Source organism: Rhizobium sp. P40RR-XXII (assembly GCF_012641405.1).
In the GTDB taxonomy this organism is placed as follows: Bacteria; Pseudomonadota; Alphaproteobacteria; order Rhizobiales; family Rhizobiaceae; genus Rhizobium.
On sequence record NZ_JABAII010000004.1, the window covers coordinates 120,413 to 143,813 of the forward strand.

Annotated in this window: 21 protein-coding genes; 12 read left to right on the top strand and 9 right to left on the bottom strand. The window is 60.8% G+C overall.

Going from position 1 to position 23,401, the window contains the following annotated elements:
* Positions 1-56 precede the first annotated feature (56 nt).
* Positions 57-899: a MoxR family ATPase gene (locus HGP16_RS09400; protein ID WP_168839749.1), complete on the bottom strand. Its 843-nt coding sequence runs from the start codon at positions 897-899 to the stop codon at positions 57-59.
* 165 nt (positions 900-1,064) lie between these two features.
* Here HGP16_RS09400 and HGP16_RS09405 point away from each other — a divergent pair, with 165 nt between their 5' ends.
* The gene (locus tag HGP16_RS09405; protein ID WP_168839750.1) at positions 1,065-2,915 is read left to right on the top strand and encodes an ABC transporter ATP-binding protein/permease; all 1,851 of its coding nucleotides are present in this window, start codon (positions 1,065-1,067) and stop codon (positions 2,913-2,915) included.
* Between the two features lie 107 nt (positions 2,916-3,022).
* Here the strand turns inward: HGP16_RS09405 and efp are convergent, their stop codons facing one another.
* Complete coding sequence (gene efp / locus HGP16_RS09410; RefSeq protein WP_168839751.1) at positions 3,023-3,592, bottom strand: elongation factor P; 570 nt, start codon at positions 3,590-3,592, stop codon at positions 3,023-3,025.
* A gap of 151 nt (positions 3,593-3,743) precedes the next feature.
* Here efp and epmA point away from each other — a divergent pair, with 151 nt between their 5' ends.
* From epmA to HGP16_RS09445, 7 genes are all read left to right on the top strand, one after another.
* Positions 3,744-4,808 carry an EF-P lysine aminoacylase EpmA gene (gene epmA, locus HGP16_RS09415; RefSeq protein ID WP_168839752.1) on the top strand — a complete coding sequence of 355 codons (1,065 nt, stop codon included), beginning with the start codon at positions 3,744-3,746 and terminating at the stop codon, positions 4,806-4,808.
* Positions 4,805-5,857, top strand: coding sequence for a lysine-2,3-aminomutase-like protein (locus HGP16_RS09420; protein ID WP_168839753.1), 1,053 nt, complete (start codon positions 4,805-4,807; stop codon positions 5,855-5,857). The genes epmA and HGP16_RS09420 overlap by 4 nt, the downstream gene beginning before the upstream one ends.
* Positions 5,858-6,213: 356 nt before the next feature.
* Complete coding sequence (locus HGP16_RS09425; protein ID WP_112336202.1) at positions 6,214-6,465, top strand: acyl carrier protein; 252 nt, start codon at positions 6,214-6,216, stop codon at positions 6,463-6,465.
* Positions 6,465-7,658 (top strand): acyl-CoA dehydrogenase family protein, encoded by a 1,194-nt coding sequence (locus HGP16_RS09430; RefSeq protein ID WP_168840071.1) that lies wholly within the window; start codon positions 6,465-6,467, stop codon positions 7,656-7,658. Before HGP16_RS09425 ends, HGP16_RS09430 begins: the two co-directional genes overlap by 1 nt.
* Positions 7,659-7,663: 5 nt before the next feature.
* The gene (locus HGP16_RS09435) at positions 7,664-8,572 is read left to right on the top strand and encodes an amino acid--[acyl-carrier-protein] ligase (protein ID WP_168839754.1); all 909 of its coding nucleotides are present in this window, start codon (positions 7,664-7,666) and stop codon (positions 8,570-8,572) included.
* 8 nt (positions 8,573-8,580) lie between these two features.
* Entirely contained in the window at positions 8,581-9,540 is a 960-nt protein-coding gene (locus tag HGP16_RS09440; RefSeq protein ID WP_168840072.1) for a DUF1839 family protein, read from the top strand.
* A gap of 76 nt (positions 9,541-9,616) precedes the next feature.
* Complete coding sequence (locus tag HGP16_RS09445; protein WP_168839755.1) at positions 9,617-12,088, top strand: glycoside hydrolase family 2 protein; 2,472 nt, start codon at positions 9,617-9,619, stop codon at positions 12,086-12,088.
* A gap of 32 nt (positions 12,089-12,120) precedes the next feature.
* On the opposite strand, the gene HGP16_RS09450 is transcribed toward HGP16_RS09445, so the two are convergent.
* The 6 genes from HGP16_RS09450 to HGP16_RS09475 form a co-directional block, all read right to left on the bottom strand.
* The gene (locus tag HGP16_RS09450) at positions 12,121-13,200 is read right to left on the bottom strand and encodes an ABC transporter ATP-binding protein (RefSeq protein WP_168839756.1); all 1,080 of its coding nucleotides are present in this window, start codon (positions 13,198-13,200) and stop codon (positions 12,121-12,123) included.
* Between the two features lie 44 nt (positions 13,201-13,244).
* Positions 13,245-14,315 carry a Gfo/Idh/MocA family protein gene (locus HGP16_RS09455; protein ID WP_168839757.1) on the bottom strand — a complete coding sequence of 357 codons (1,071 nt, stop codon included), beginning with the start codon at positions 14,313-14,315 and terminating at the stop codon, positions 13,245-13,247.
* Between the two features lie 7 nt (positions 14,316-14,322).
* Complete coding sequence (locus HGP16_RS09460; protein ID WP_168839758.1) at positions 14,323-15,348, bottom strand: Gfo/Idh/MocA family protein; 1,026 nt, start codon at positions 15,346-15,348, stop codon at positions 14,323-14,325.
* 73 nt (positions 15,349-15,421) lie between these two features.
* Positions 15,422-16,270, bottom strand: coding sequence for a carbohydrate ABC transporter permease (locus HGP16_RS09465; protein WP_246705509.1), 849 nt, complete (start codon positions 16,268-16,270; stop codon positions 15,422-15,424).
* Between the two features lie 28 nt (positions 16,271-16,298).
* Entirely contained in the window at positions 16,299-17,210 is a 912-nt protein-coding gene (locus HGP16_RS09470; RefSeq protein WP_205927496.1) for a carbohydrate ABC transporter permease, read from the bottom strand.
* A 61-nt stretch (positions 17,211-17,271) separates the two neighbouring features.
* Entirely contained in the window at positions 17,272-18,555 is a 1,284-nt protein-coding gene (locus HGP16_RS09475; protein WP_168839761.1) for an ABC transporter substrate-binding protein, read from the bottom strand.
* 81 nt (positions 18,556-18,636) lie between these two features.
* Between HGP16_RS09475 and HGP16_RS34380 the strand changes: the two genes are divergently transcribed.
* From HGP16_RS34380 to HGP16_RS09490, 4 genes are all read left to right on the top strand, one after another.
* Positions 18,637-18,765 (top strand): hypothetical protein, encoded by a 129-nt coding sequence (locus HGP16_RS34380; protein WP_281408213.1) that lies wholly within the window; start codon positions 18,637-18,639, stop codon positions 18,763-18,765.
* A complete protein-coding gene (locus HGP16_RS09480) occupies positions 18,737-19,432 on the top strand; it encodes a TetR/AcrR family transcriptional regulator (RefSeq protein ID WP_168839762.1) in 696 nt (231 codons plus the stop codon). Before HGP16_RS34380 ends, HGP16_RS09480 begins: the two co-directional genes overlap by 29 nt.
* Before the next feature lie 377 nt (positions 19,433-19,809).
* Positions 19,810-21,231 carry a mandelate racemase gene (locus tag HGP16_RS09485; RefSeq protein ID WP_168839763.1) on the top strand — a complete coding sequence of 474 codons (1,422 nt, stop codon included), beginning with the start codon at positions 19,810-19,812 and terminating at the stop codon, positions 21,229-21,231.
* A 244-nt stretch (positions 21,232-21,475) separates the two neighbouring features.
* A complete protein-coding gene (locus HGP16_RS09490; RefSeq protein ID WP_168839764.1) occupies positions 21,476-22,741 on the top strand; it encodes a Gfo/Idh/MocA family protein in 1,266 nt (421 codons plus the stop codon).
* Between the two features lie 31 nt (positions 22,742-22,772).
* On the opposite strand, the gene HGP16_RS09495 is transcribed toward HGP16_RS09490, so the two are convergent.
* Positions 22,773-23,360, bottom strand: a complete 588-nt coding sequence (locus HGP16_RS09495) for a transglycosylase SLT domain-containing protein (protein WP_168839765.1) — start codon at positions 23,358-23,360, stop codon at positions 22,773-22,775.
* Between the last annotated feature and the right edge of the window lie 41 nt (positions 23,361-23,401).

Here is a 23,401-nt window from a genome sequence, read left to right on the forward strand (position 1 = left end):
TTGTCTGTTGGAGAAGGTTTCCGCAATTTTTTGGGCGGAAAGCACGGCGAGGGTCATTATTTCTGCTGCCCTCGCGCCATGAAGGCCAACCGTTCGAAGAGGTGCACATCCTGCTCGTTCTTCAGCAACGCCCCATGCAGCTTCGGCAGTACGCTTATCGCATCGACACGCAGGGTGGCCGGATCGACATCATCGGCAACGAGCAGGCGGATCCAATCGAGGGCTTCGGAGGTGGATGGCTTCTTCTTCAGGCCCGGCACGTCGCGGATATCGAAGAATTGTGTCAGCGCCGCGCGGACGAGCGCCTGCTTGATGCCGGGGTAATGCACCTCGACGATGCGGGTCAGCGTCTCCATGTCGGGAAAACGGATATAGTGGAAGAAGCAGCGGCGCAGGAAGGCGTCCGGCAGTTCCTTCTCGTTGTTCGAGGTGATGATGACGATCGGGCGGACAGCGGCCCGGATGGTCTCGTTCGTCTCGTAGACATGGAACTCCATGCGGTCGAGTTCCTGCAGCAGGTCGTTCGGGAACTCGATATCGGCCTTGTCGATCTCGTCGATCAGCAGCACGCATTTTTGCTGCGAGGTGAAGGCCTGCCAGAGCTTGCCCCGGCGGATATAGTTGCTGATATCGTGAACTCTGATGTCACCGAGCTGGCTATCGCGCAGGCGTGAAACGGCATCATATTCGTAGAGGCCCTGCTGGGCTTTCGTCGTCGATTTGACGTTCCACTCGATGAGATCGAGCCCCAGGGCCGCGGCCACCTGACGGGCGAGCTCGGTCTTGCCCGTTCCCGGTTCGCCCTTTACGAGGAGAGGGCGTTCAAGCCGGATGGCGGCATTGACGGCGACCATCAGGTCCTTGTCGGCGATGTAGTCCGCGGTTCCCTGAAATTGCATCGGAAGGCTTTCTCAATTTTTCAAAGGCAAGCTAATTGCTGACCTAATTCGGTTCAAGGCGCGAAACCGTGTATATACGAACGTGATCGCACTGATCTATTGCAAGGATGGACATGGGGGCGGGTCATGGTTAACTGACGGGATGTGCGTCGCAGGGAAGTGCTGATGGCAGTTGAAACGCAAGCCAAGCCGAATATCCAAGGGAACGAACAGGTCGGATACGATTTGAGCATCTTCTTTCGACTGAGGATGATGTTTTCCGCTTTCTGGAATTCGCCCGTCCGCATCAAGATCATTTCGCTTACCGTCGCGCTCTTCATGATCATCCTGGTCACGGCCTATGTTCAGGTGCTGCTCAACAGCTGGAATGCGCCCTTTTACGATTCGCTGGCAAGGCGCGATATCGCCGCCTTCTTCCATCAGCTCGGCGTCTTCGGTATCATCGCCGGCTCGCTTCTGTTCCTCAATGTCGTCCAGGCCTGGCTCAACCAGATGACCGCGCTCTACATGCGCGAGGGTCTGGCGCGGGATCTGGTCAATCAGTGGCTACAGGCCAAGCGCGCGCTTCGGCTCGCCTCCTCAGGGCTGATCGGCGTCAATCCCGATCAGCGCCTGCATGAAGATGCCCGCAATCTCGCCGAAAGCACGACGGGGCTTGCCATCGGCCTGGTGCAGGCGACGATCCTGCTTCTGAGCTTCATCGGCGTGCTCTGGGAACTGTCCAGCGGCATGGTATTCAAGGTCAACGGCGCGAGCTTTGCGATTCCCGGCTACATGGTCTGGGCGGCGATCCTTTATGCTGGCTCGGCCTCGTTCCTCAGCCAGTTCGTCGGCCGCCGGCTGGTGCGATTGAATGCGGACCGCTATTCGAAGGAAGCCGAGCTGCGCTTCGCGCTCATGCATGCCAACGAGCATATGGCGGCGATCACCATTGCTGGTGGCGAAGAGAACGAGCGGCGGCGGATCAATCTCGATATCTCCGCGGTCCTTGGCGTCATCCGCCAGCTTGCCATCGCCAATACAAACCTGACCTGGGTCTCGGCAGGTTATGGCTGGCTGGTGCTGATCATTCCGATCCTCGTTGCCGCACCCGCCTATTTTTCCGGCGGTCTAACCTTCGGTCAGCTCATGGTGGCCGTCGGCGCCTTCAATCAGGTCAATTCGGCATTGCGCTGGTATGTCGCCAATTTCGGCCCGATCGCCGAATGGCGCGCCACGCTGATGCGCGTCACCGATTTCCGCAAGGCACTAACGGAAATGGACGATAAGACGCCGATGCCGCATACGCTCGTCTTCGACAAGGCGGCGCCGGGCACGATGGTATGGACCGATCTGGAAGTTTCCACCAAAACCAATGACGAGGCCACGGAGAACGGTTTCTCGGTTGCCGAGGGCACCGTCACCATTCATGCCGGCGAGCATGTTATGATCAACGGCGATCACGGCGTGAACCGCAGGCTGCTGTTCGAGGTGCTGGCGCATCAGTGGTACAGCGGCTCCGGCACGGTGAGCTTGCCGCCGATGGACGATATGCTGTTCATGCCGCATACGCCCTACGTTCCGAGCGGCACGTTGAGAGAGGCGATCTGCTTCCCCGAGGATCGCGACGCTTATGACGATGCCGCCGTCAATGCCGTCATGGACACGGTGGGGCTCGGTCGCCTCAAGAGTCGCCTCGACACGCAAGCCCGCTGGGATCGATTGCTGGATACCGAAGAGCAAAAAGCCATCGGTTTTGCGCATCTGCTGCTGGCAAAGCCGAAATGGGTCATCATGGACGATGCCCTGGAAGGGCTGGAGGCCGAAGTTCAGGCCAAGGCCTGTGCCTTGCTGGCCGAATTACCCGATGCGACCCTGATCTATATCGGCCGCTCCGAGGCCTTCATGCAGGCCATGTCGCCGCGCCTCCTGCATTTGCAGAATTTGGCTCCGCATGAGCATAGTATCGAGATTGATACGCCGCCGGAAACCGTCAGCGCGGTACAGAAGAATCAGAAAAAGGCCAATGCGCCATGACGCCATCTCGCGTGCCTTGACGAGCTTGATTTGAGTCCATTCGCTCGAAATGCAAAACGCCCCGTCATGGAGACGAGGCGTTTTTCAATGCGGAAAGAATCCGATGCTCAGTCCTTGGCGCGCTCGACGTAGGAATTGTCTTCCGTAGCGATGACGACGCGGGTGCCGGCGTTGATGTGCGGCGGCACCATGGTGCGTACGCCGTTCGACAGCATGGCGGGCTTGTAGGAGGACGATGCCGTCTGGCCCTTGACGACCGGCTCGGTCTCGGTGATCTCGAGCGTGACGTGGCGCGGCAGTTCGAGCGCCAGCGGAATACCTTCGTGGATCGACAGCACGCAGGTCATGCCTTCCTGCAGATAGGCCTTCTGGTCGCCCATGGTTTCGACGTCGACGACCACCTGGTCGTAGTTGGACGGGTTCATGAAGTGGAAGCCTTCGCCGTCCTCATAGAGGTACTGGAAGTTCACGTCCTCGACGAAAGCGCGCTCGACCTGCTCGGTGGTGCGCCAGCGCTCGGAGACCTTCACGCCGTCGACGATGCGGCGCATGTCGACCTGCGTAACCGGCGTACCCTTGCCCGGATGAAAGTTCGCGGCGGTAAGAACGACATAGAGCTTGCCGTCGACGTCGAGAACGTTGCCCTTGCGGACGGAAGAGGCGATGACCTTGACCATAAGACTTCCTTGTAACGCTGCGTTTTGCGTCGTAGAGGGACTGTCGAAATGCTCTCCGAGACGCAGCAATTGTTTGCTTGGGGGCGCAACTACCCTAAATTAATGGAAATTGCCACCCCTAAGGCGGCTGGTGTCCTGAAGAAAGCTAGGAATGAAGCCGAAGTCGAGCAAAGCGTCCCCCTGGTGGACCCGCAATGTCCATGCGGATCGGCGGCCGTTCCTCATCGGCCGCAATGCCATTCAAGCGGCGCTGCGGACTTTCTTTGCGCGCAACGACTTCATCGAGGTGGATACGGCGACGCTGCAGGTATCGCCCGGCAATGAGGCGCATCTGCATGCCTTCGAGACCGAGGTGGTGACGACCGACGGCAGGGCATCGCGTCTTTATCTGCACACCTCGCCGGAATTCGCCTGCAAGAAACTCTTGGTGGCCGGCGAAGAGCGCATCGCCTGCTTCGCCCATGTCTACCGCAATCGCGAACGCGGACCGCTGCACCATCCGGAATTCACCATGCTCGAATGGTACCGGGCAGGCGAAAGCTACGAGATCCTAATGGCCGATTGCGCAGCGCTGCTGAGACTTGCGGCCGAGACGGTCGGGGCGAAGAAGCTAAGCTATCGCGGTGCCGAGACGGATCCGTTTCTTGCGCCCGAGCGCATCAGCGTCGCCGCCGCCTTCGAGCGCTATGCCGGTATCGATCTTTTTGCCTCCATCGGCCTCGACGGATCGACGGATCGCGAGCGCCTGGCGGAGGATATGCGCCGGGCCGGCATTCGCGTTGCCGGCGACGATCTGTGGCAGGATCTCTTCAGCCGGGTACTGGTCGAGAAGATCGAACCTAATCTTGGCTTCGGCCGCGTCACGATCCTCGATGAATATCCCGTTTCCGAGGCAGCCCTTGCCCGGCCTTCGGCCAGGGACCACCGCGTTGCGGAGCGTTTCGAGCTCTATGCCTGTGGCGTCGAGCTTGCCAATGCTTTCGGCGAGCTCACAAATGCCAAGGAGCAGCGACGCCGGTTCGAGATCGAGATGGCGGAAAAGCAACGCGTCTATGGCGAGACCTATCCGCTGGACGAGGATTTTCTGCAGGCGCTTGCCGTCATGCCGGAGGCAAGCGGCATTGCGCTCGGCTTCGACCGGCTTGTGATGCTGGCGACCGGCGCCTCGCGGATCGAGCAGGTGCTGTGGGCGCCGGTCGCGGAGTATGACGCATGAATGCGATACGTCCGATCCGGAACATCGGCGAGCTTGAGCGTGCCGGGCTGATCGATGCCGATCAGGCGATCGCGCTCGAAGCGGTGGCAGAGCGTTATGCCGTCGCCTTGACGCCGACCGTTACGCGCTTGATCGACCCCGCTGATCCCGTCGATCCCATCGCCCGGCAGTTCGTTCCCGACATGGCCGAGTTGGTCGTCACGCCCGAAGAGCGCGCCGATCCGATCGGCGATCACGCGCATAGCCCGGCCGAAGGAATCGTGCATCGCTATCCGGACCGTGTGCTGCTGAAAGCCGTGCATGTCTGCCCGGTCTATTGCCGCTTCTGCTTTCGGCGCGAAATGGTCGGGCCGCAGGGGCTCGGGACGCTGGATGGCGACGCGCTTGACGGTGCCTTCGCCTATATCCGCGACCATAAGGAGGTCTGGGAGGTCATCCTGACGGGCGGCGATCCGCTGGTGCTTTCGCCGCGGCGGCTGGACGAGATTCTCAGGCAGCTTGCCGATATCGATCATGTGAAGATCGTCCGCTTTCACACCCGCATTCCGGTCGTCGATCCCTCGAGGATCGATGCGGCGCTGATCGCGGCTCTGAAGGCGAGCGGCAAGACCCTCTACGTGGCGCTGCATGCCAATCATCCGCGTGAGATGACGGACGAGGCGCGCGCGGCCTGTGCCCGGCTGGTCGATGCCGGGATCGTACTCGTCAGCCAGTCGGTTTTGCTGAAGGGCGTCAATGACGATCCGGATGTGCTGGCGGCGCTGATGAAGGCTTTCGTCGAGACGCGGGTGAAGCCCTATTACCTGCACCATCCCGACCTTGCCCCCGGCACCAGCCATTTCCGCATGACGATCGCCGAGGGACAGGCGATTGTCGCGGCACTGCGCGGCCGTATTTCCGGCCTTTGCCAACCGACCTATATTCTCGATATTCCCGGTGGTTACGGCAAGGCGGATATCGGCGGGAGTTCGGTTCGCGCGCTGGGGGAAGGCTATTATTCGATTTCGGACTACCGCGGCGGCGAGCATATCTATCCGCCGGAAGCCTAGAGACCTCTGTCCGGCCTATATTTTCACTGACGCTATGATTGTTATGAGGTTTTTTGAATAAAACGTGGCGGCGAATTTTGGCACGTTAACCTTCTTGTGCATTTCAACGTTCCCAAAATCGCCGTTCCACAATATTAGTTATTATTGATATTTATGCGCAGGCCGTGAGTTAGATGGCTTACGCATGGTAAATTTCAATCAGACAAGTGTTGTATATAGCAATTTTCCACAAAGTATAAGTTGGTTGTATTTACCACGTCGCTTAGCGGAATGTTCTATTTTACCTGTTACTTCCTGGCGAACGATAAGACGGCGTGACTTCGGTCGTGCTTTCCATTGCCAGAAGGGACTAGACTATGAATAAGACGATTCGCGATTTGCTGGCCAAGTTCGGTACGCTTCCCGTTGCTGTCGACCAGATCGAAGACGATGCCGATCTTTATGCTGCGGGATTGTCCTCTTTCGCTTCCGTGCAGCTGATGCTTGGCATCGAGGAAGCCTTCGACATCGAATTTCCCGATAACCTGCTGAACCGCAAGTCCTTCGCCAGTATCGCCGCAATCGAAAGAACCGTCGGCATGATCCTGGACAGCAGAAAGGTCGCATGATGAGTGCGGCGGTCGCTCTGCTTGAGGTTGGGACCGGCGAGGGGGCGGCGGCGCGCGCCGCCCGCGTCGCTGTAATCGCCAGCCGACATGCCGATGCCGTCGATACCGAGGGCCGGTTCCCACACGAAGCCGTCGACGCGATGCGCGCCGAGAAGCTGCTCTCCATACAGATCCCCGCCGATCTCGGTGGCGAGAGCGCGTCGATCACCGAGATTGCCGAGCTGTGCTCGATCCTCGGTCAGGCCTGCGCCGCCAGCGCCATGGTCTTCGCCATGCATCAGATCAAGCTTTCGAGCCTGGTCGAGCATGGCGCCGATAGTGACTGGCACCGCGACTTCATGCGCCGCATCGCCAAGGAGCAGCTGCTGCTGGCTTCGGCGACGACCGAAGGCGGGATCGGCGGCAACCTGCGCAACAGTATCTGCGCCATCAAGGTCGAAGGCGATACCTGCTACCTCGAAAAGGATGCGACCGTCATTTCCTACGGCGCCCATGCCGACGCCATTCTGATCACCTCGCGCAGCCATGCCGAGGCGGCGTCCTCCGATCAGGTACTGACCTGTTTCCTTAGGGATCAATACGACATAAAGCGCACGGTCGAGTGGAACACGCTCGGCATGCGCGGCACCTGCTCCGACGGCTTCCTGTTCAAGGGCGAGGCTCCGGCCAGGCAGATCCTGCCGAAGCCGTTTGCCGAGATCGCCGCGCAATCGATGCTGGCAAGCTCTCATCTCCTCTGGAGCGGTGTCTGGTACGGCATTGCCGCCGATGCGGTTTCCCGCGCACAGGCCTTCGTGCGTGCCGCGGCCCGCAAGTCTCCCGGTGCGCCGCCGCCCGGCGCGCTGCGCCTAGCCGAAGCCTCCAGCATGCTGCAGATGGTGAAGTCCAATGTGGTTGCCGGGCTGAAAGCCTATGAAGAGGCGAAGCTCGATGCGGACCGCCTGTCGTCGATGGGTTTTGCGGTGGCGATGAACAACGTCAAGATCGCCTCATCGGAGATGATCCTGCCGATCATCAACCACGCGATGCTGATCTGCGGCATCATGGGCTACAAGAACGGTACGCCCTATAGCCTCGGCCGCCACCTGCGCGACGCACACTCAGCTCAATTGATGATCTCGAACGACCGCATCCTCGGCAATACGTCGACCATGCTGCTCGTCCACAAACAAGATACCAGCCTGTTGGGGTAATCGTCATGGATATGCAGACCTCGTTTCTCGACCGCCTTTTCGAATCCGGTCTTCTGATCGACACTGGCGTTGACGGCCTCTATGGCCGCAGCGGCCAGTTCGAAGACGTCATTGCCGCTTTCGAGCGCCTGATCGACATGTTCGGCGGCGCCGATGGCGCCGAGGCCATCCGCTTTCCGCCCGGCATGAACCGCGCCTTCTTCGAAACGAGCGGTTACATGAAGAGCTTTCCGCAGCTCGCCGGCACGGTGCACAGCTTCTGCGGCAGCGAGCTTGATCATATGAGTCTGCTGAAGTGCATGGAAGTCGGCGACGACTGGACCAAGGACCAGCAGGCGACCGATATCGTGCTGACGCCAGCAGCCTGCTATCCGCTTTATCCGACGGTCGCCAAGCGCGGCGCATTGCCTGACACCGGCGCGCTCTTCGACCTGCAATCCTACTGCTTCCGCCACGAGCCTTCGAAGGATCCGGCCCGCCAGCAGCTCTTCCGCATGCGCGAATATGTCTGCATGGGCAGCGAAAAGCATGTGACGGATTTCCGCCAGAGCTGGATGGATCGCGGTATCGGGATGATGAAGGCCGTCGGCCTCGACGTGACCATAGACGTCGCCAACGACCCGTTCTTCGGCCGCGCCGGCAAGATGCTCGCCAATAACCAGCGCGACCAGAACCTGAAGTTCGAGCTGCTGATCCCGATCACGTCTGCCGCCAAGCCGACCGCCTGCATGAGCTTCAACTACCATCAGGATGCCTTCGGTACGAAGTGGGGCCTGAACTTTGCCAACGGCAGCGTCGTGCACACGGCCTGCGTCGGCTTCGGCCTGGAGCGTATCGCGCTGGCGCTGTTCCACACCCACGGTCTCGACGCTATGGAATGGCCCGAGAGCGTGCGCAAGGCGCTGTGGGGCTGATCGCTTCCATGGCTGCCGTGTTTCAAGGACTGGATCCCGCCGCCTACAAGCCACATGCGCTGCACGACAGTGAGCGCATGTGGCCCGAAACCAACTGCTATATCGATCTCTGGATCGAGGTGCTCTCGAGCCTGAAGCTGCCACCGGAAGCCATGCTCGGCTTCACGGTGACACAGGATTTCGAAGGCGACCAGTTCACCTTCTTCAAGGTGCCGCTCGAAGATCTGGAAGCGCTCTATGGTGTGCGCTGCACCGAGCTTGCAATCTACGACAAGGTGCAGAACCATATCGCCGAGCAGATCGGCCGCGGCCGGCTCTGCCTAGTGGAGATGGACTCCTTCTTCATGCCCGATACGCAGGGCGTCGGCTATCGTCGCGAACACGGCAAGACGACGGTGGCGATCAACCGGCTCGACATGGAAGGCCGCACAGTCGATTACTTCCACAATGGCGGGTTCTTCCAACTGTCGGCCGAGGATTTCGATGGGCTCTTCCAGCTGCATTTGACAGATGAGGACCTGCCCTTCCTGCCCTACACGGAATTTGCGAAATTCCCGGAGAAGTCACCGGGCGAAGCCGCAATCCGTCAGACGGCGCGGCAGCTTCTGTCCTTCCATTTCCGCCGCCGGCCACGCGCCAATCCGATCCGCGTCTTTGCCGAAGTCTTCCCCGCGCAGGTGGAAGCGATCGCCGAACGGCCTTTCGGTTTCTTCCATAAATACGCTTTCAACACGTTGCGTCAGCTCGGCGCCAATTTCGAGCTAGCCGGCAGTCATTTCGACTGGCTGACAGCCGACTTGTCCGATGCGGCCGGAGAAGCGCGGAAAATTTCCGAGACGGCGAAGTCGGTGCAGTTCCAACTCGCCCGCGCCGTCACGCGCAAGAAATTCGAGCCGTTGCGGACAGCGCTTGATCCGGCTGCAGATGCGTGGGATTCCATGATGAGCGAGCTCGAACGGAAGCTTTGACCGGCTTCCGTTCGATCGCGATACGGCTGGGTTATTTCTGAACATATTGGGGCGGGGGAAATCCTCCGAAAATGTCATGGGCGGGCGCTTGGCGGATCTCGGCGGTGGAATGCGGCTGAGCGAGGGTTGGAATCTGGTGTTCACGGATGCAGGCACCTGCATTGCGCCCTCCGATGTGCCGCTGACGTCTGGCTTCATCCCGGCGCCCGTGCCGGGCACGGTGGCGGAGGCCTTGGAAAAGGCCGGGCGTTTCGACCGGACGAAGCCGCAGCTTCTTCAGGACCGCGATGCCTGGTACATCTGCCGTTTGGTGGATGCGGGGGCGGGAGAGGCGGTTTTGCGGCTGGAGGGACTTGCGACGCTTTGTGAAGTTTTTCTCAACGGCCAGAAAATCCTTGTCTCCGAAAGCATGTTCGAAGCGCATGACGTCGACGTCACCCTGCTTGGCGGCGACGAGCTGGCGCTTTGCTTCCGCGCGCTGGAGCCGAAGCTTTCCGAGCCAGGGCCGCGCGCCCGCTGGCGACCGCAGATGATTACGCCGCAGGGCCTGCGGATGGTGCGCACGACGCTGCTCGGCCATATGCCCGGCTGGTGCCCCGAGGTTCAGGCCGTCGGCCCCTGGCGGCCGATTTCACTGCTGCGGCCGAGCGCGCCTGTTGTTCGTGATCTTTCCCTGCGGCCGGACCTGCTCGAAAATGGCGAGGGCCGACTCTATGCCTCGGTTGCGATCGAGGGCGATGTCGAAGAGCTGGCGCTGCGATACGGCGAGACGGAGCAGGCGTTCGAGAACGATGGTGCCGGCCGCTATACCGCAATCCTGAAAATTCCCGATGTGGCGCCCTGGTGGCCGCATACGCATGGTGTGCCGCATCTCCATGATGTCACGCTCGTCATCGATGGGGTCGAGCACGCGCTTGGGCAGACTGGTTTTCGCCGGCTGTCGGTCGATCGCGGGACCGACGGGCAGGATTTTGCACTGATTGTCAATGGCGAGCGGATTTTCTGCCGTGGCGCAGTCTGGACCACGGCTGACATCGTGCGCCTGCCGGGCGGCCGCGACGATTACCTGAGCTGGCTACGGCTGGCGGCCGAGGCCGGCATGAACATGATCCGCATCGGCGGCACCATGGCCTATGAGACGCCGGACTTCTTCCGCCTCTGCGACGAACTCGGCCTGCTCGTCTGGCAGGATTTCATGTTTGCCAATTTCGACTATCCGAAGAACGACAAGGCCTTCAATACCCATGTCGAGGTCGAGGTTTCGCAGCTTCTGAACCGTACCCGCCTGTCGCCTTCGCTGGCTGTCCTTTGCGGCGGCAGCGAGATCCACCAGCAGGCGGCGATGATGGGCCTGCCCGAACAGTTCTGGAAAAGTCCTGTTGTCGAGGAGATCATTCCTCCACTGGTGCAATCGCTCCGGCCGGATGTGCCTTATATCGTCAATTCACCCTCCGGCGGCCCTATGCCGTTTTCGCCGAATGCCGGTGTCACGCATTATTACGGCGTCGGCGCCTATATGCGGCCGCTTGCCGATGCGCGCCGCGCCGATGTCCGCTTTGCCGCCGAGAGTCTCGCTTTCGCGCATGTGCCGCAGCCGCGCACGCTCGGCCGGCATCTGCCTGTTCCTGCGGTCCATAGCCCGCTATGGAAGGAACGCGTGCCGCGCGATCGCGGCGCTTCCTGGGATTTCGAGGATATGCGCGACCATTATCTTCACGAGTTTTATGGTTTCGAGCCCAATCGGCTGCGGCGGGAAGATCCCGATCTCTATCTTAACCTCTCCCGCGCTGTGACCGGCGAAGTGGCCGAGGAGACCTATGCCGAGTGGCGCCGCCACGGTTCCGGCTGCAACGGGGCGCTCGTCTGGACGCTGCAGGACCTGCTTCCCGGCGCCGGCTGGGGCGTGATCGACTCGACCGGGGAGCCGAAGCCGGTCTGGTATGCGCTGCGCCGTGCCTTCCGGCCGGTGCAGGTGCTGCTCGTGGACGAGGGCACGAACGGTCTCGACGTGCATATCATCAACGAAAGCGATGCGGTGCTTGAGCTGACGGTCGAGGTCTCCTGCCTGCGCGACGGCCGTCAGATCGTCGTCGGCGGTGGCCGCGATCTGGTCGTCGAAGCCCGCGGCAAGCAAAAGATAGCCTGCACTGATCTTTTCGGCGCCTTCTTCGACACGACCTATGCCTTCCGCTTCGGCCCGCCGTCGCATGATGTTACGGTGGCGCGGCTGACGACATCAGCGACCGGCATGGTGATCGCTCAGGCCTTTTACTTTCCGCTGGGACGAGCCAGGGCGTTTCACGATGCCGAGATCACGGCGTCGGCGGTGCAGGAGGGCGAGGACTGGTTCCTCGATCTCAGCACCGATAGGCTGGCGCAATCGGTGCAGATCGATCTGGAGGCCTATCGGGCGGAGGATGACTGGTTCCATCTTGCACCGGGCAGCAGCCGGCGCATTCGGCTGGATCGGCGGGACGGTATTCCGGCCGATGCCATTCCGATGGGCCAGATCCGCACCATCGGCAGCCGGCGGATCGTCGAGGTTTGATTGGGGCGAGATAGGTCCCGCTCTAGCTCCAACTACAAAGTCACGCCATCCGGGCCAAACAGGTGGCAGCGCTCGGGATCGATATGGATGCTGACCGCTTCTCCGGCGCGGATGGCCTGCTGGTCCTCCAGCGCGACCGTCAGCGCCTGACCGCCGTGCAGCGTGACGTAGAGGATCGTCTGGCCGCCCAAATGCTCGACGAGATCGACGCGGGCATCGCCGAGCGCCAGGCCGCGATCGCCAACGTTCAGATGTTCCGGGCGTGCGCCGAGGGTCACGGGCTGTCCGGGCTGGAGGCTGCCCAGCCGGCGCGGCAGGCGCACCGTCTGGCCGGCGAGATCGATGACGGCGGACCCATCATCGGAGGCGACGACCTTCGCATCGAGGAAGTTCATTTTCGGCGAGCCGATGAAGCCGGCGACGAACTTGTTCGTCGGCTTGTTGTAGAGCTCAAGCGGTGCGCCGACCTGCTCGATCTTGCCGCCGTTGAGAACCACAATCTTGTCGGCCATGGTCATGGCTTCGGTCTGATCGTGGGTGACGTAGATCATGGTGTTGCCGAGCCGCTGGTGCAGGCGGGCGATCTCGACGCGCATCTGCACGCGCAGCTCGGCGTCGAGGTTCGAAAGCGGCTCGTCGAAGAGGAAGATGTTGGGCTCGCGCACGATGGCGCGGCCAATCGCGACACGCTGGCGCTGGCCGCCGGAAAGCTGCTTCGGCTTGCGTTGGAGAAGCTGGGTGATCTGCAGGACCTCCGCCGCTTTTTCGACGCGCGGATGGATCTCCTGCTTCTTCATGCCGGCGGTTTCGAGGCCGAAAGCAAGATTCTTGTAGACGGTCATATGCGGGTAGAGCGCATAGGACTGGAAGACCATGGCGATGCCGCGCTTTGAGGCGGGGACATCGTTCATGCGACTGCCATCGAGATAGAGCCCGCCGCCGGAAATCGGCTCCAGCCCGGCGATCATGCGCAAGAGCGTGGACTTGCCGCAGCCGGAGGGGCCGACGAAGACGGTGAATTCCCCCGGTTCGATTTCCAGATCGATCCCGTGAACCACCTGAAGCTCGCCATAGCGTTTGATGACTTTCTGCAGCGATACGCTTGTCGCCATGGGTGCTTCCTCCTTATTGGTCCTGATGGCTCGCGGGGCAACGTTCATGACGGCCTCCAGCTCTTGTATTTCTTGGCTTCCGGCCCGACGGGAAAGCGGACTTCGGCGCGGGTTTCCGACGATTCGTAGAATGCGGTGACCAGTTCCAGCGCCTGGCGGGCATCGGCCGTCGTCACCGGCAGCGGTCCGCCCGATACCAGTGCTTCGTGGAACAGCTTCATCTGCGTATTGAAACGATTCGGAATCGCCGACCAATCGGCGAGCAGCGCATCGATCTTCGCGCCGATCTCGTCATTGGCGGGGACGATCTTCCAAGGGTCCTGGCCGGGGCTGTAGGGCTCGTGGTTGCTTTCGATCAGGACGTTTTCGAAGGCGAGGCGCAAGCGGCTGATCTGCTCCTGTGAGCCGAGCGTGGCGCTGATGGTGGCAAGCGCGCCGTTTTCCATCAGTAGGCTGGCGCTGGCGCAGTCCTCCACCTCGATATCGTTGACCCTTGTCGCAACGCGGCCGAAAAGGCCCGCGATCGGCCCCATCAGGTAGGTCAACATGTCATGCAGATGGATGGAGTGCGTCATCAGCACGCCGCCGAGTTCGGTATCCCATTTGCCGCGCCAGGGAACCGCATAATAATCGGCGCCGCGAACCCAATGGGTCTCGGAGGTCGCGACATAGGGCTTGCCGGCAATGCCTGAAGCGATGATGCGCTTGGCCTTCTGGATGCCGTCGCCATAGCGATACTGGAAGATCGGCATCAGCCGGCCTTTGGCTGTCTTCTCGGCCGCGATGACGGCGTCGACATCGGCGAGCGAACCGACGAGCGGTTTTTCGCAGACCACATGTTTGCCGGCGGCAAGCGCCTGCATGATCAGCTGGAAATGCGAGCCGGGCGGCGTGCAGATGTCGATAATGTCGATATCGGGCATGTTCAGGACTTCGGAGAAATCCTTGAGGCGCCTGCGGATGCCGAATTCGTCACCGACGGCGTTCAGGCGCTCCTCATTGAGATCGCAGAGAACGGCGACCTCGAAACGGTCTGAATGCGGCAGATAGCCTTCGACGATGTGGGATCGGCCGATGCCGAGGCCGATGATCGCGACTTTCTTGATGTCGGACATATCGCAATTACCTTTGAATGCTGTTGAGCGATGTTGCCTCGGCGAGCGCCTGCGCCTTCAGCGCGAGCTCCATGGCCTTAAAGCAATGTTCCTGACCCATGGCCGTTTCGGTGCGGTCTCTTATGTCGGCGGCAAGCTGGCGGCCGTAGGGCAGGTCGAAGCCGGTGCAGTCGATATGCTGCATGCCCTTGCGATCGGTGAGGAAGAGGTGATCGGTGCCAGGGCGGCCAGCGACGTCGATATATTTGCGCAGCTCGATCGTGCCCTCGGTGCCGACAATGAAAAGGCGGCCGTCGCCCCAGGTGGAAAGCCCGTCCGGCGTGAACCAATCGACGCGGACATAGCCTGTCACGTCAGGCGTGCGCAGATGAAAATCGCCATAATCCTGCAGGCCGGGCGTTTCGGGATTGGCGCGGTTGGACACCGTCGCAGACAGCACTTCGGCTTCAAGGGAATCTGCGAAGAATAGGAACTGCTCGCATTGGTGCGAGGCGATGTCGGTGATGATGCCGCCATAGCGCTTGCGGTCGAAGAACCAGTCCGGCCGGGTCGGCTTGCGCAGACGGTGCGGGCCGAGGCCCGTCGTGTGAATGACCTTGCCGATGGCGCCGGCCTTGACGAGTTCGCCGGCCTTGACCGTCGATGCCGTCTCGAAATGCTCGGAATAGAGGATGGAGACGATGCGCTTGGTCTCGGCCTGCACCTTTTTGACTTCCGCAAGCTGATCCAGCGTCACCATGCCGGGCTTGTCGAGCATCACGTCCTTGCCGTGGCGCATGGCCTCGATGGCAAGGCCGGCCCGCTCGCTGGAGATTGCGGCGCTGACGATCAGCGCGATGGAGCTGTCCTCCAGGATTTCTCTTCTGTCGGTGACGCGTTTGGCCTGCGGAAAGCGCCCGGCGAAAGCGGCGGCGAGATCGTCTTCCACCGCATGGAAGGCGACGAGTTCGGCGCCGGCCCGCAGCATGACGTTGACCTGGCCGTAGATGTGATCGTGATTGAGGCCGATGGCGGCAAAACGCAGCGCGCTCATGCGACATTTCCTTTCAATAGGTTTGTTGGTTCACAGCCCCAAATCTTGGGTATTCGGGACTGTTGGTTCTTAGTCAGCGTTTGAGGCCGGCGGTTGCGATGCCGTCGATCAGCAGTCTCTGGAAGAAGAGGAAGATCAGGAAGACCGGGATCAGCGACAGGCTCGACATGGCAAACAGGCTGCTCCAGTCGGAACTTCCCGTGGAATCCACGAAGGAGCGCAAGCCGAGCTGCACCGTGTATGTGTTGATGTCCGAAAGGTAGATCAGCGGCCCGAAGAAATCGTCCCATGTCCAGATGAAGGAGAAGATGGCGGCTGTTGCCAGAACGGGAAGCGACAGTGGCAGCATGATGCGCCAATAGATGCGCCACGCGCTGCAGCCGTCCATCATCGCAGCCTCGTCCAGCTCGCGCGGAATGCCGCGGAAGAACTGCACCATCAGGAAGATGAAGAAGGCGTCGACCGCGAGAAATTTCGGCACGACGAGCGGCAGCATCGTCTTCACCCAGCCGAGCTTCAGGAAGAGGATATATTGCGGGATCAGCGTGACGTGATAGGGCAGCATCAGCGTACCCAGCATGAGGGCGAACCAGAAATTCTTGCCCCAGAAATTCAGCCGCGCGAAGGCATAGGCCGCCAGCGAGCAGGAAATCACGTTGCCGATGACCGAGAGCATGGCGATGACGACCGAATTCCAGACGAATTTGCCGAAGGTCACCTGGCCGCCGAACCAGCCGCGGGCATAGGAACTGAAATCGAAATGCGACGGGATCAGCGATGCCGTGCCGAAGATCTCGTTTTGGTCCTTGATCGAGCCGGAGAGCATCCAAAGCAGTGGATAGAGCATCACGATCGATGCGGCGACGAGGGCGATGTGGATGAGGACGGAGAGGAACCACGGGCGCTCGCGCGGCGGCTTCATATCCTCGGCAAAATGGGTGAGCTTCGCGTCAGTCATCGTAGTGGACCCAATAACGAGCGGAGAGGAAGGAGAAGGCGGTGAAGATCGCGATGATAACAACCAGAACCCAGGCCAGTGCCGAGGCATAGCCCATGCGGAAATAGCCGAAGGCTTCCTGGTAGAGATAGAGCGTGTAGAACAGCGTCGAATCGATCGGTCCGCCGGTGCCTGACGAAATCACATAGGCCGGCGTGAAGGCCTTGAAGGCGTCGATCGTCTGGACCACGGCGTTGAAGAAAATCACAGGCGTCAGAAGCGGAAGGGTGATCTTGAAGAAGATCCGCGCCTTAGAGGCGCCGTCGAGACTGGCGGCCTCGTAGAGATCGGTCGGTATCTGCCTGAGGCCGGCCAGGAAGATGATCATCGGCGAGCCGAACTGCCAGATGGCGAGAATGACAAGCGTATAGAGCGAATAGTCCGGATTGGATATCCAGCTCGGCCCGTTGATGCCGAAAGCGTACCAGAGCAGGGTGTTGACGATGCCGTCGGCATCGAAGATCTGCCGCCACAGCACTGCGATCGCAACGCTGGAGCCGAGTAGCGACGGCAGGTAGAAGATGGCCCGGTAGACCGGAAGTCCCCGGATGCCGCGGTTGAGCAGCAGCGCCACCGAGAGCGCGAAGGCAAGCTTCAGCGGCACGGAGCAGACGACGTAAAACAACGTCACCTTCATCGACGACAGGAATTTGTCGTCCGCCGTGGCGATCCGCATGTAGTTGTCCAGTCCAACCATGTTCGGCGCCTGGAGCAGATTATAGTCGGTAAAGGACAAATAGAGCGAGGCGATCGCCGGTCCGAGGGTCAGTCCGAAGAAGCCGATGAACCACGGCAGAAGGAAGAGATAGCCGGGTGCGTTGCGCGAAAACGCGCTCGGCGCCTTATAGGCGGTTTCCACGCGCAACGGCGCGCGCGCGCCGACGGCCAAGCCGCCGGCAACGCTCTTGCTGTTTGTACCCACGGTATCAGCCTCGCGTAATGTTTGCTGCTGCCTGTTCGGTGAATTTCGCGCCAGCGTCCTGTGTGCTGGTTTTGCCGAATGCCGCTTCCTCGGCGATCTTTTTCAGCAGAAATGCGTTCTCGCCGGCGCCATTCGGCGGAGACGGCGGCAGTGCTCCGACACGCGGCGTCAGCCGGCCGATATAATCGACCACCTTCTTGCTTGTCTCATCCAGAGCAGGCGTCAGGAGATCGCGGATCTTCGGTGAGGCGGGAACGCCGCGCTCGACGCCGAGCGTCTTTGCGCCTTCCGGATCCTCGACCAGGTAATTGACGAAGGCGACGGCGGCGTCCTTGTTTGCGGATGTTGCCGAAACCGACATCAGCATCGAGGGTTTCAGGTACTGGCCGGGTTTACCGCCGGCGTCGACCGGATAGGAGACCAGATCGATCTTTTCCTTGACGAGGCCCTGAATGGCGACGAACTGGTTGGAATGAGCGTAGCTGACGGCCGCCTTCTTGGTCACGAGCATGTCGGTTTCGAGGGTCTGCTGATCCAGCGCCTGGACGTCGGCCGGCACGCAGGCGCCGATCTTGCGCATATGGCCCCAGAAATCGAACCATTCGGCCGCATCCTTGGCCTCGAAGGCCAGCTTGCCGTCGGCCGTGTAAAGCGCCTTGCCGCGCTGGCGCAGCCAGCATTCGAAGGCCGGCTCGCCGCCGCTCGCATCCGCCGTGCCGTAGAAGCCGCGCCGCTTCTTGGCGGCCGTCACCTTGGCGCAGGCATCGCCGAGCTGTTCCCAGTTCATGCCATCCTGCGGTGGCTCGACGCCGGCCTCATTCCAGGCGGCCGTATTGACGACGACCATCGAGGAATTCACGCCGAGGCTGACGCCGTAGATCTTGTTGTCGACCTTGCCGGAATCGATGTTGGCGGTACCGAAGTCCTCGATCGCCAGGCTCTTGCCGAGATAGGGCGTCATATCGAGCAGCGCGCCGCGGCGGGCATATTCGAAGATATAGCGATAATCCATCTGGATGAGGTCGGGAGCATTGCCGCCGCCGGTCTGCGTGGCGAGGCGCGTCCAGTAGCTGTCCCAGCCGAAGGATTCGCCGGCGATGGTGATATCCGGGTTCTTCGCCTGATAGGCCTTTACGGCTGCAAACGTACGGTCGCTCCGCTCCTTCGATCCCCACCAAAGAAGGCGCATCGCGGTTGCCGCATTGGCGCGTGAAAGCCCGATACTGCTGAAAGCGAGTGTGGCTGCCATGCCCGCAAGCAATTGGCGGCGGTCGATCGTCAAACTCATCCTGGTCTCCTCCCCAGTGAACCGATGATTTACGAACTGCTTTGCATGATATAACTATTTGGTTACAAGTTGGATAGAAACGTGACCGCTGTCAAGCGCCAATCGCGTTACAATCAAAAACGGGGCTCAGGCGCGCTGGTGGCATCCATCGTTGCAACCCCGATCGTGAAGGAGATCGTCCATGGCGGCCAGGGCGAGGCAACAGACTGAAAATACAGCACAAGCCGACGCCGACAAGACCGTAAAGACACGGCCGGAGAAGGTATCGCGCAACCCGCAACGCACCCATGCTTCGATCCTGGAAGCGGCGACGGAAGAATTTGCCGCGCATGGCTTCGGCGGTGCCCGGGTGGATGCGATCGCCGCGCGGGCGCAGACCAACAAGCGGATGCTCTATCATTATTTCGGCGATAAGGAGGGGCTCTATCTCGCCGTGCTGGAAGCGACCTATGCGACGATCCGCAATGCCGAGAAGCAGCTCGACCTCGCGCGTCGCCATCCGGAGGAGGGAATGCGGGAACTCGCCTTGTTCACCTGGCGGCATTTCCTCGCGCATCCCGAGTTTCTCAGCCTGCTTGCTACCGAAAATCTGCATCACGCCCATTACCTGCAACGGTCCGAGAAGGTCTCGGCCATGCATTCGCATCTTATTGACGAACTCTCGGACGTGTTACGCCGAGGCGAGGCGGACGGCATCTTTCGGCCAGCGATCGATCCAGTATCCGTCTATCTGACGATCGCCGCGCTCGGTTTCTTCTATTTGTCGAACCGGCACACGCTGTCGACGATTTTTGCGCGCAAGCTGACAAGCCAGGATGCGCTCAATGCCTGGGGCGAACACATCGTTGCGGTCACGCTCGCTTCGATCCGGGCGTAAGGTGCCCAGAAACAGAGGCTTCGGCGCTTTCGAGAAATTTTCAAAAGATGATTGACAAGGCCGGAGGTAACGCGCGATCTTGTAACCATATGGTTACATTGCTTGAGAGAGCAAGCATTTGCTTTTCCTGATTCTGGAGGGAGTCGGGCACGGAGGATAATCATGAAGCCTGTCGTATCGACACGACTCATCGCCTGCCACAAGGCGATGCAACTGGCTGACGGTACAACTGCTTCTGCAGTGAACTAAATAGTCCTCACCCCGGCCCTCTCTCCGCCCCTTCGACAAGCTCAGGGCGGGGAGAGGGCTGATGGGCCATGCACATTGATCCCTATGCAAATCGACTTGCCTGACAATCACAGGAGCCGCCTAACATCATGACCGATCCATTGAAAATCAGGCTTGTCGAGGCTGAGGCATTCGAGCGCCCGGTGAAGTTGCGGCTTCCATTCCGTTTCGGGGCGGCGACCTTGCGGGAGGCGCGGCAGATTTTCCTGCGCGTGCGCATCGAGGATGCGCTGGGGCATTCGGCTGAGGGGATGGCGGCCGAGCTGATGGTGCCGAAATGGTTCGACAAATCGCCCGAGCTTTCCAATGCCGACAATGAAAACCAGCTGCGCCGTTCGCTGGCTCTGGCGCTCGATGCGCTGAGGAGTGCCGGCTCGGCAACGGCTTTCGGGCTGCACGCGGCCGTCGAGGCATCGCACCATGCCCGGGCCGCGGCGGAAAAGCTGAACGGGCTCGTCGCCTCCTTCGGCCTGGCGCTTGCCAACCGGGCTGTTCTCGATGCTCTCTGCCGGTTGGAAGGGTTGACGGTTTCGCAGGCGATCAAGGCGAACCGTCCCGGCATCGATGCATCGACAGTACGCGATCTATCCGGCTTCGATCTCCCGGGCTTCCTATCAACTTTGGAACCTGCCACACGCCTTGCCGCCCGCCATACGGTCGGCCTGGTCGATGCCATCGTGCCCGGAGATATTCCGGCAAGCGAGCGCCTGAACGATGGCCTGCCGGAGAGTTTCGAGGAGGCGATCGACGCCTATGGCCTCACCTTCTTCAAGGTCAAGGTTTCCGGCGCACCGGAGGCCGATATCGATCGTCTCTGCCGCGTTGCTGCCGTCATCGACGCCAAGGTGCCCAGCTATTCGGTGACGCTCGACGGCAACGAGCAATTTTCTTCAGCCGAGGCCGTCGCCGATCTGCTCGCCCGCGTGAAGGATGAGCCCAGGCTGGCGCGGTTTGCAGCCTCGATCCTGTTTGTCGAGCAACCGATCGCCCGTGCCCATGCCTTCGAGAAGCCGGTCAAAGCCCTTGCTGCCTTCAAGCCGGTGGAGATCGACGAATCCGATGCGGATATCAATGCTTTCGTCACGGCCAGGGAGCTCGGCTATACCGGCATCTCCTCGAAATCCTGCAAGGGGTTCTATCGCTCGCTATTGAACCGTGCCCGCGTCGCCAAGTGGAGCGCCGAGGACCGCATTCCCTATTTTATGTCGGCGGAGGATCTGACGACTCAAGGGGGGCTTGCCGTGCAGCAGGACCTGGCGCTCGCTTCGCTGATCGGCATGACGCATATCGAGCGCAACGGCCATCACTATGTCGACGGCATGGCCGGCGCGCCGGAGGCGGAGCAGGCGGTTTTCGCTGACGCGCATTCCGATCTCTACCGCGTCAGCAATGGCCGCACGCGGCTGCGGATCGAGGCGGGACAACTCGCCATCGGTTCCGTTATCAGCGCGGTCGGTTTCGGTTCGTCAGTCACGCCGGACTGGACGGCGATGGAGAGGTCGCCGGCTTAGGATTGAGTTTTGATTTTGACGTCCTGGCGAGCTTGGCCCCTCACTCTAGCCCTCGCGCGCGCGCGTGGAGAGGGAACGACGGAGTAAGACATTTGAATTTGCCGCTTGGATCGCGTCACGGGTTTAGTGGAAAAGCCCCTCTCCCCGCGAGCGGGGAGAGGGTTGGGGTGAGGGGCATACCACCGAGATAAATTCAGGTCGCTGAGGCCTTGCATCATCATTTGCAGACTCCGGAGGAAGAGACATGCAATCGTCATCGAAGAAACGTTACGTTCTGGTCGGCACGGGCAATCGTGGCGCGACCATGTGGGGCAAGGATTTGGTCGAGCGCTGGAGCAATGAGGTGGAACTCGTCGCAGTGTGCGATCTCAATGCCATGCGTGCGAAGCGGGCGTTGGAGTATATCGGCGCATCGGTGCCGGTGTATACTGACTTCGATGAGCTGTTGCGCGTCGAGAAGCCGGATCTCGTCATCGTCTGCACCCGCGATTCCACCCATGACGAGCTGATCGTCAAGGCGATGGAGGCCGGCGCCAATGTCATCAGCGAGAAGCCGATGACGACGACCGTCGACAAGATCAAGCGCATTCTCAATGCCGAGGCGCGCACCGGCAAACGGCTGGATGTTTCCTTCAACTATCGTTTCGCGCCGACGGCTGCGAAGATCAAGGAGCTGATCAATTCCGGCGTGATCGGCGAGGTTACGTCGGTCGATTTCCATTGGTATCTCGATACCAGCCATGGCGCCGATTACTTCCGCCGCTGGCATGCCTTCGTCGAAAATTCCGGCAGTCTCTTCGTCCATAAGGCGACACACCATTTCGACCTTCTGAACTGGTATCTGGATTCCGATCCGGAAACCGTGGCAGCCTTTGCCGATCTCAAGCATTACGGCCGCAAAGGCCCGTTCCGCGGCGAGCGCTGTCGCGCCTGTCGCTACAAGCAGGAGTGCAACTATTATCTTGACATCAGCGCAACGCCGTTGCTCGAAAGTCTTTACGAGGAGCCTTCCACCGTGGACGGCTATGTCCGCGATGCCTGCGTGTTCCGCGAGGATATCGACATTCCTGATACGATGGTCGCTTCGATCCGCTATCGCAGCGGCGTCAACGTCTCCTATTCCCTTAATACCTATATGCCGATCGAAGGCCATCACATTGCCTTCAACGGCCACAAGGGCCGCATCGAGCTGCGGCAATACGAGAAGCAGGATTGGACGACGCCCCCCGCCGACGAGATCGTCGTGATGAAGAATTTCGGTGATGTCGAGCGCATATGGGTGCCGCATTCATCCGGCGGGCACTATGGCGGCGACGACCGGCTGCGCAACATGATCTTGCGTTCCGGCCCGAACGACGAGCTGAAGCAGCGCGCCGGCTCGCGCGCGGGGGCGATGTCGGTCCTGTGCGGTATCGCGGCGCTGCAGAGCAGCCGCACCGGCCAGCAGGTGTCGATTGCCGATATATGGGGCGAGGATGGCGGTTTGAACTTGCTGGAGCCGCGGCCCTAAGGCCGCAGTTTTATGCTTTTCAGCGTCGAAATCAGCTGCAGCTCGGAAGCTGCTGTGCGTAGATCCTCGTCATGCCGTTGAAGCGCTTGGCACCGGCCAGAGCCGTGCCATTGCCGCGCCATGATCCCTGCAGATAGCCCTTGGCGCCTGAATAATAGGCGAGATAGAGATCGTAGGAATCGTTCAGGGCAATGCCGGTCTGCAGGTGGGTCTGGTAGTGATACCAGCCGACGAAATCGACGGCGTCGGAGAAGTTGGTGCGGCTTGCCGTCCAGTTGCCGGTCTCGCGCTTGTACTTATCCCATGTGCCGTCGAGGGCCTGTGAGTAGCCATAGGCCGTCGTCGGACGTTTCCAGGGAATGAAGCCGAGCAGATAGCGCCTTGGCGGGCGGGCGCGCGGCCGGAAGCCGGATTCGGTGTAGATCGTCGCCATCAAGATCGGCACCGGCACGCCGTATTTGCGCTCGGTGCGTTGCGCCGCCCGCTGCCAATTGTTGAACCAGCCGTCGCGCTTGTCGAAGATCGCGCAGATGTTGCGGGTGCGCGACGGCGCCGTTGCGCAGCCTGCCAGCACGCCGAGCAGCATCACGGCCAGAATGGAAAGGACGCGGGTACGCATTACTAGAACCTCTTCATTGCTGCGCCGCGCGTCTTCCGGGC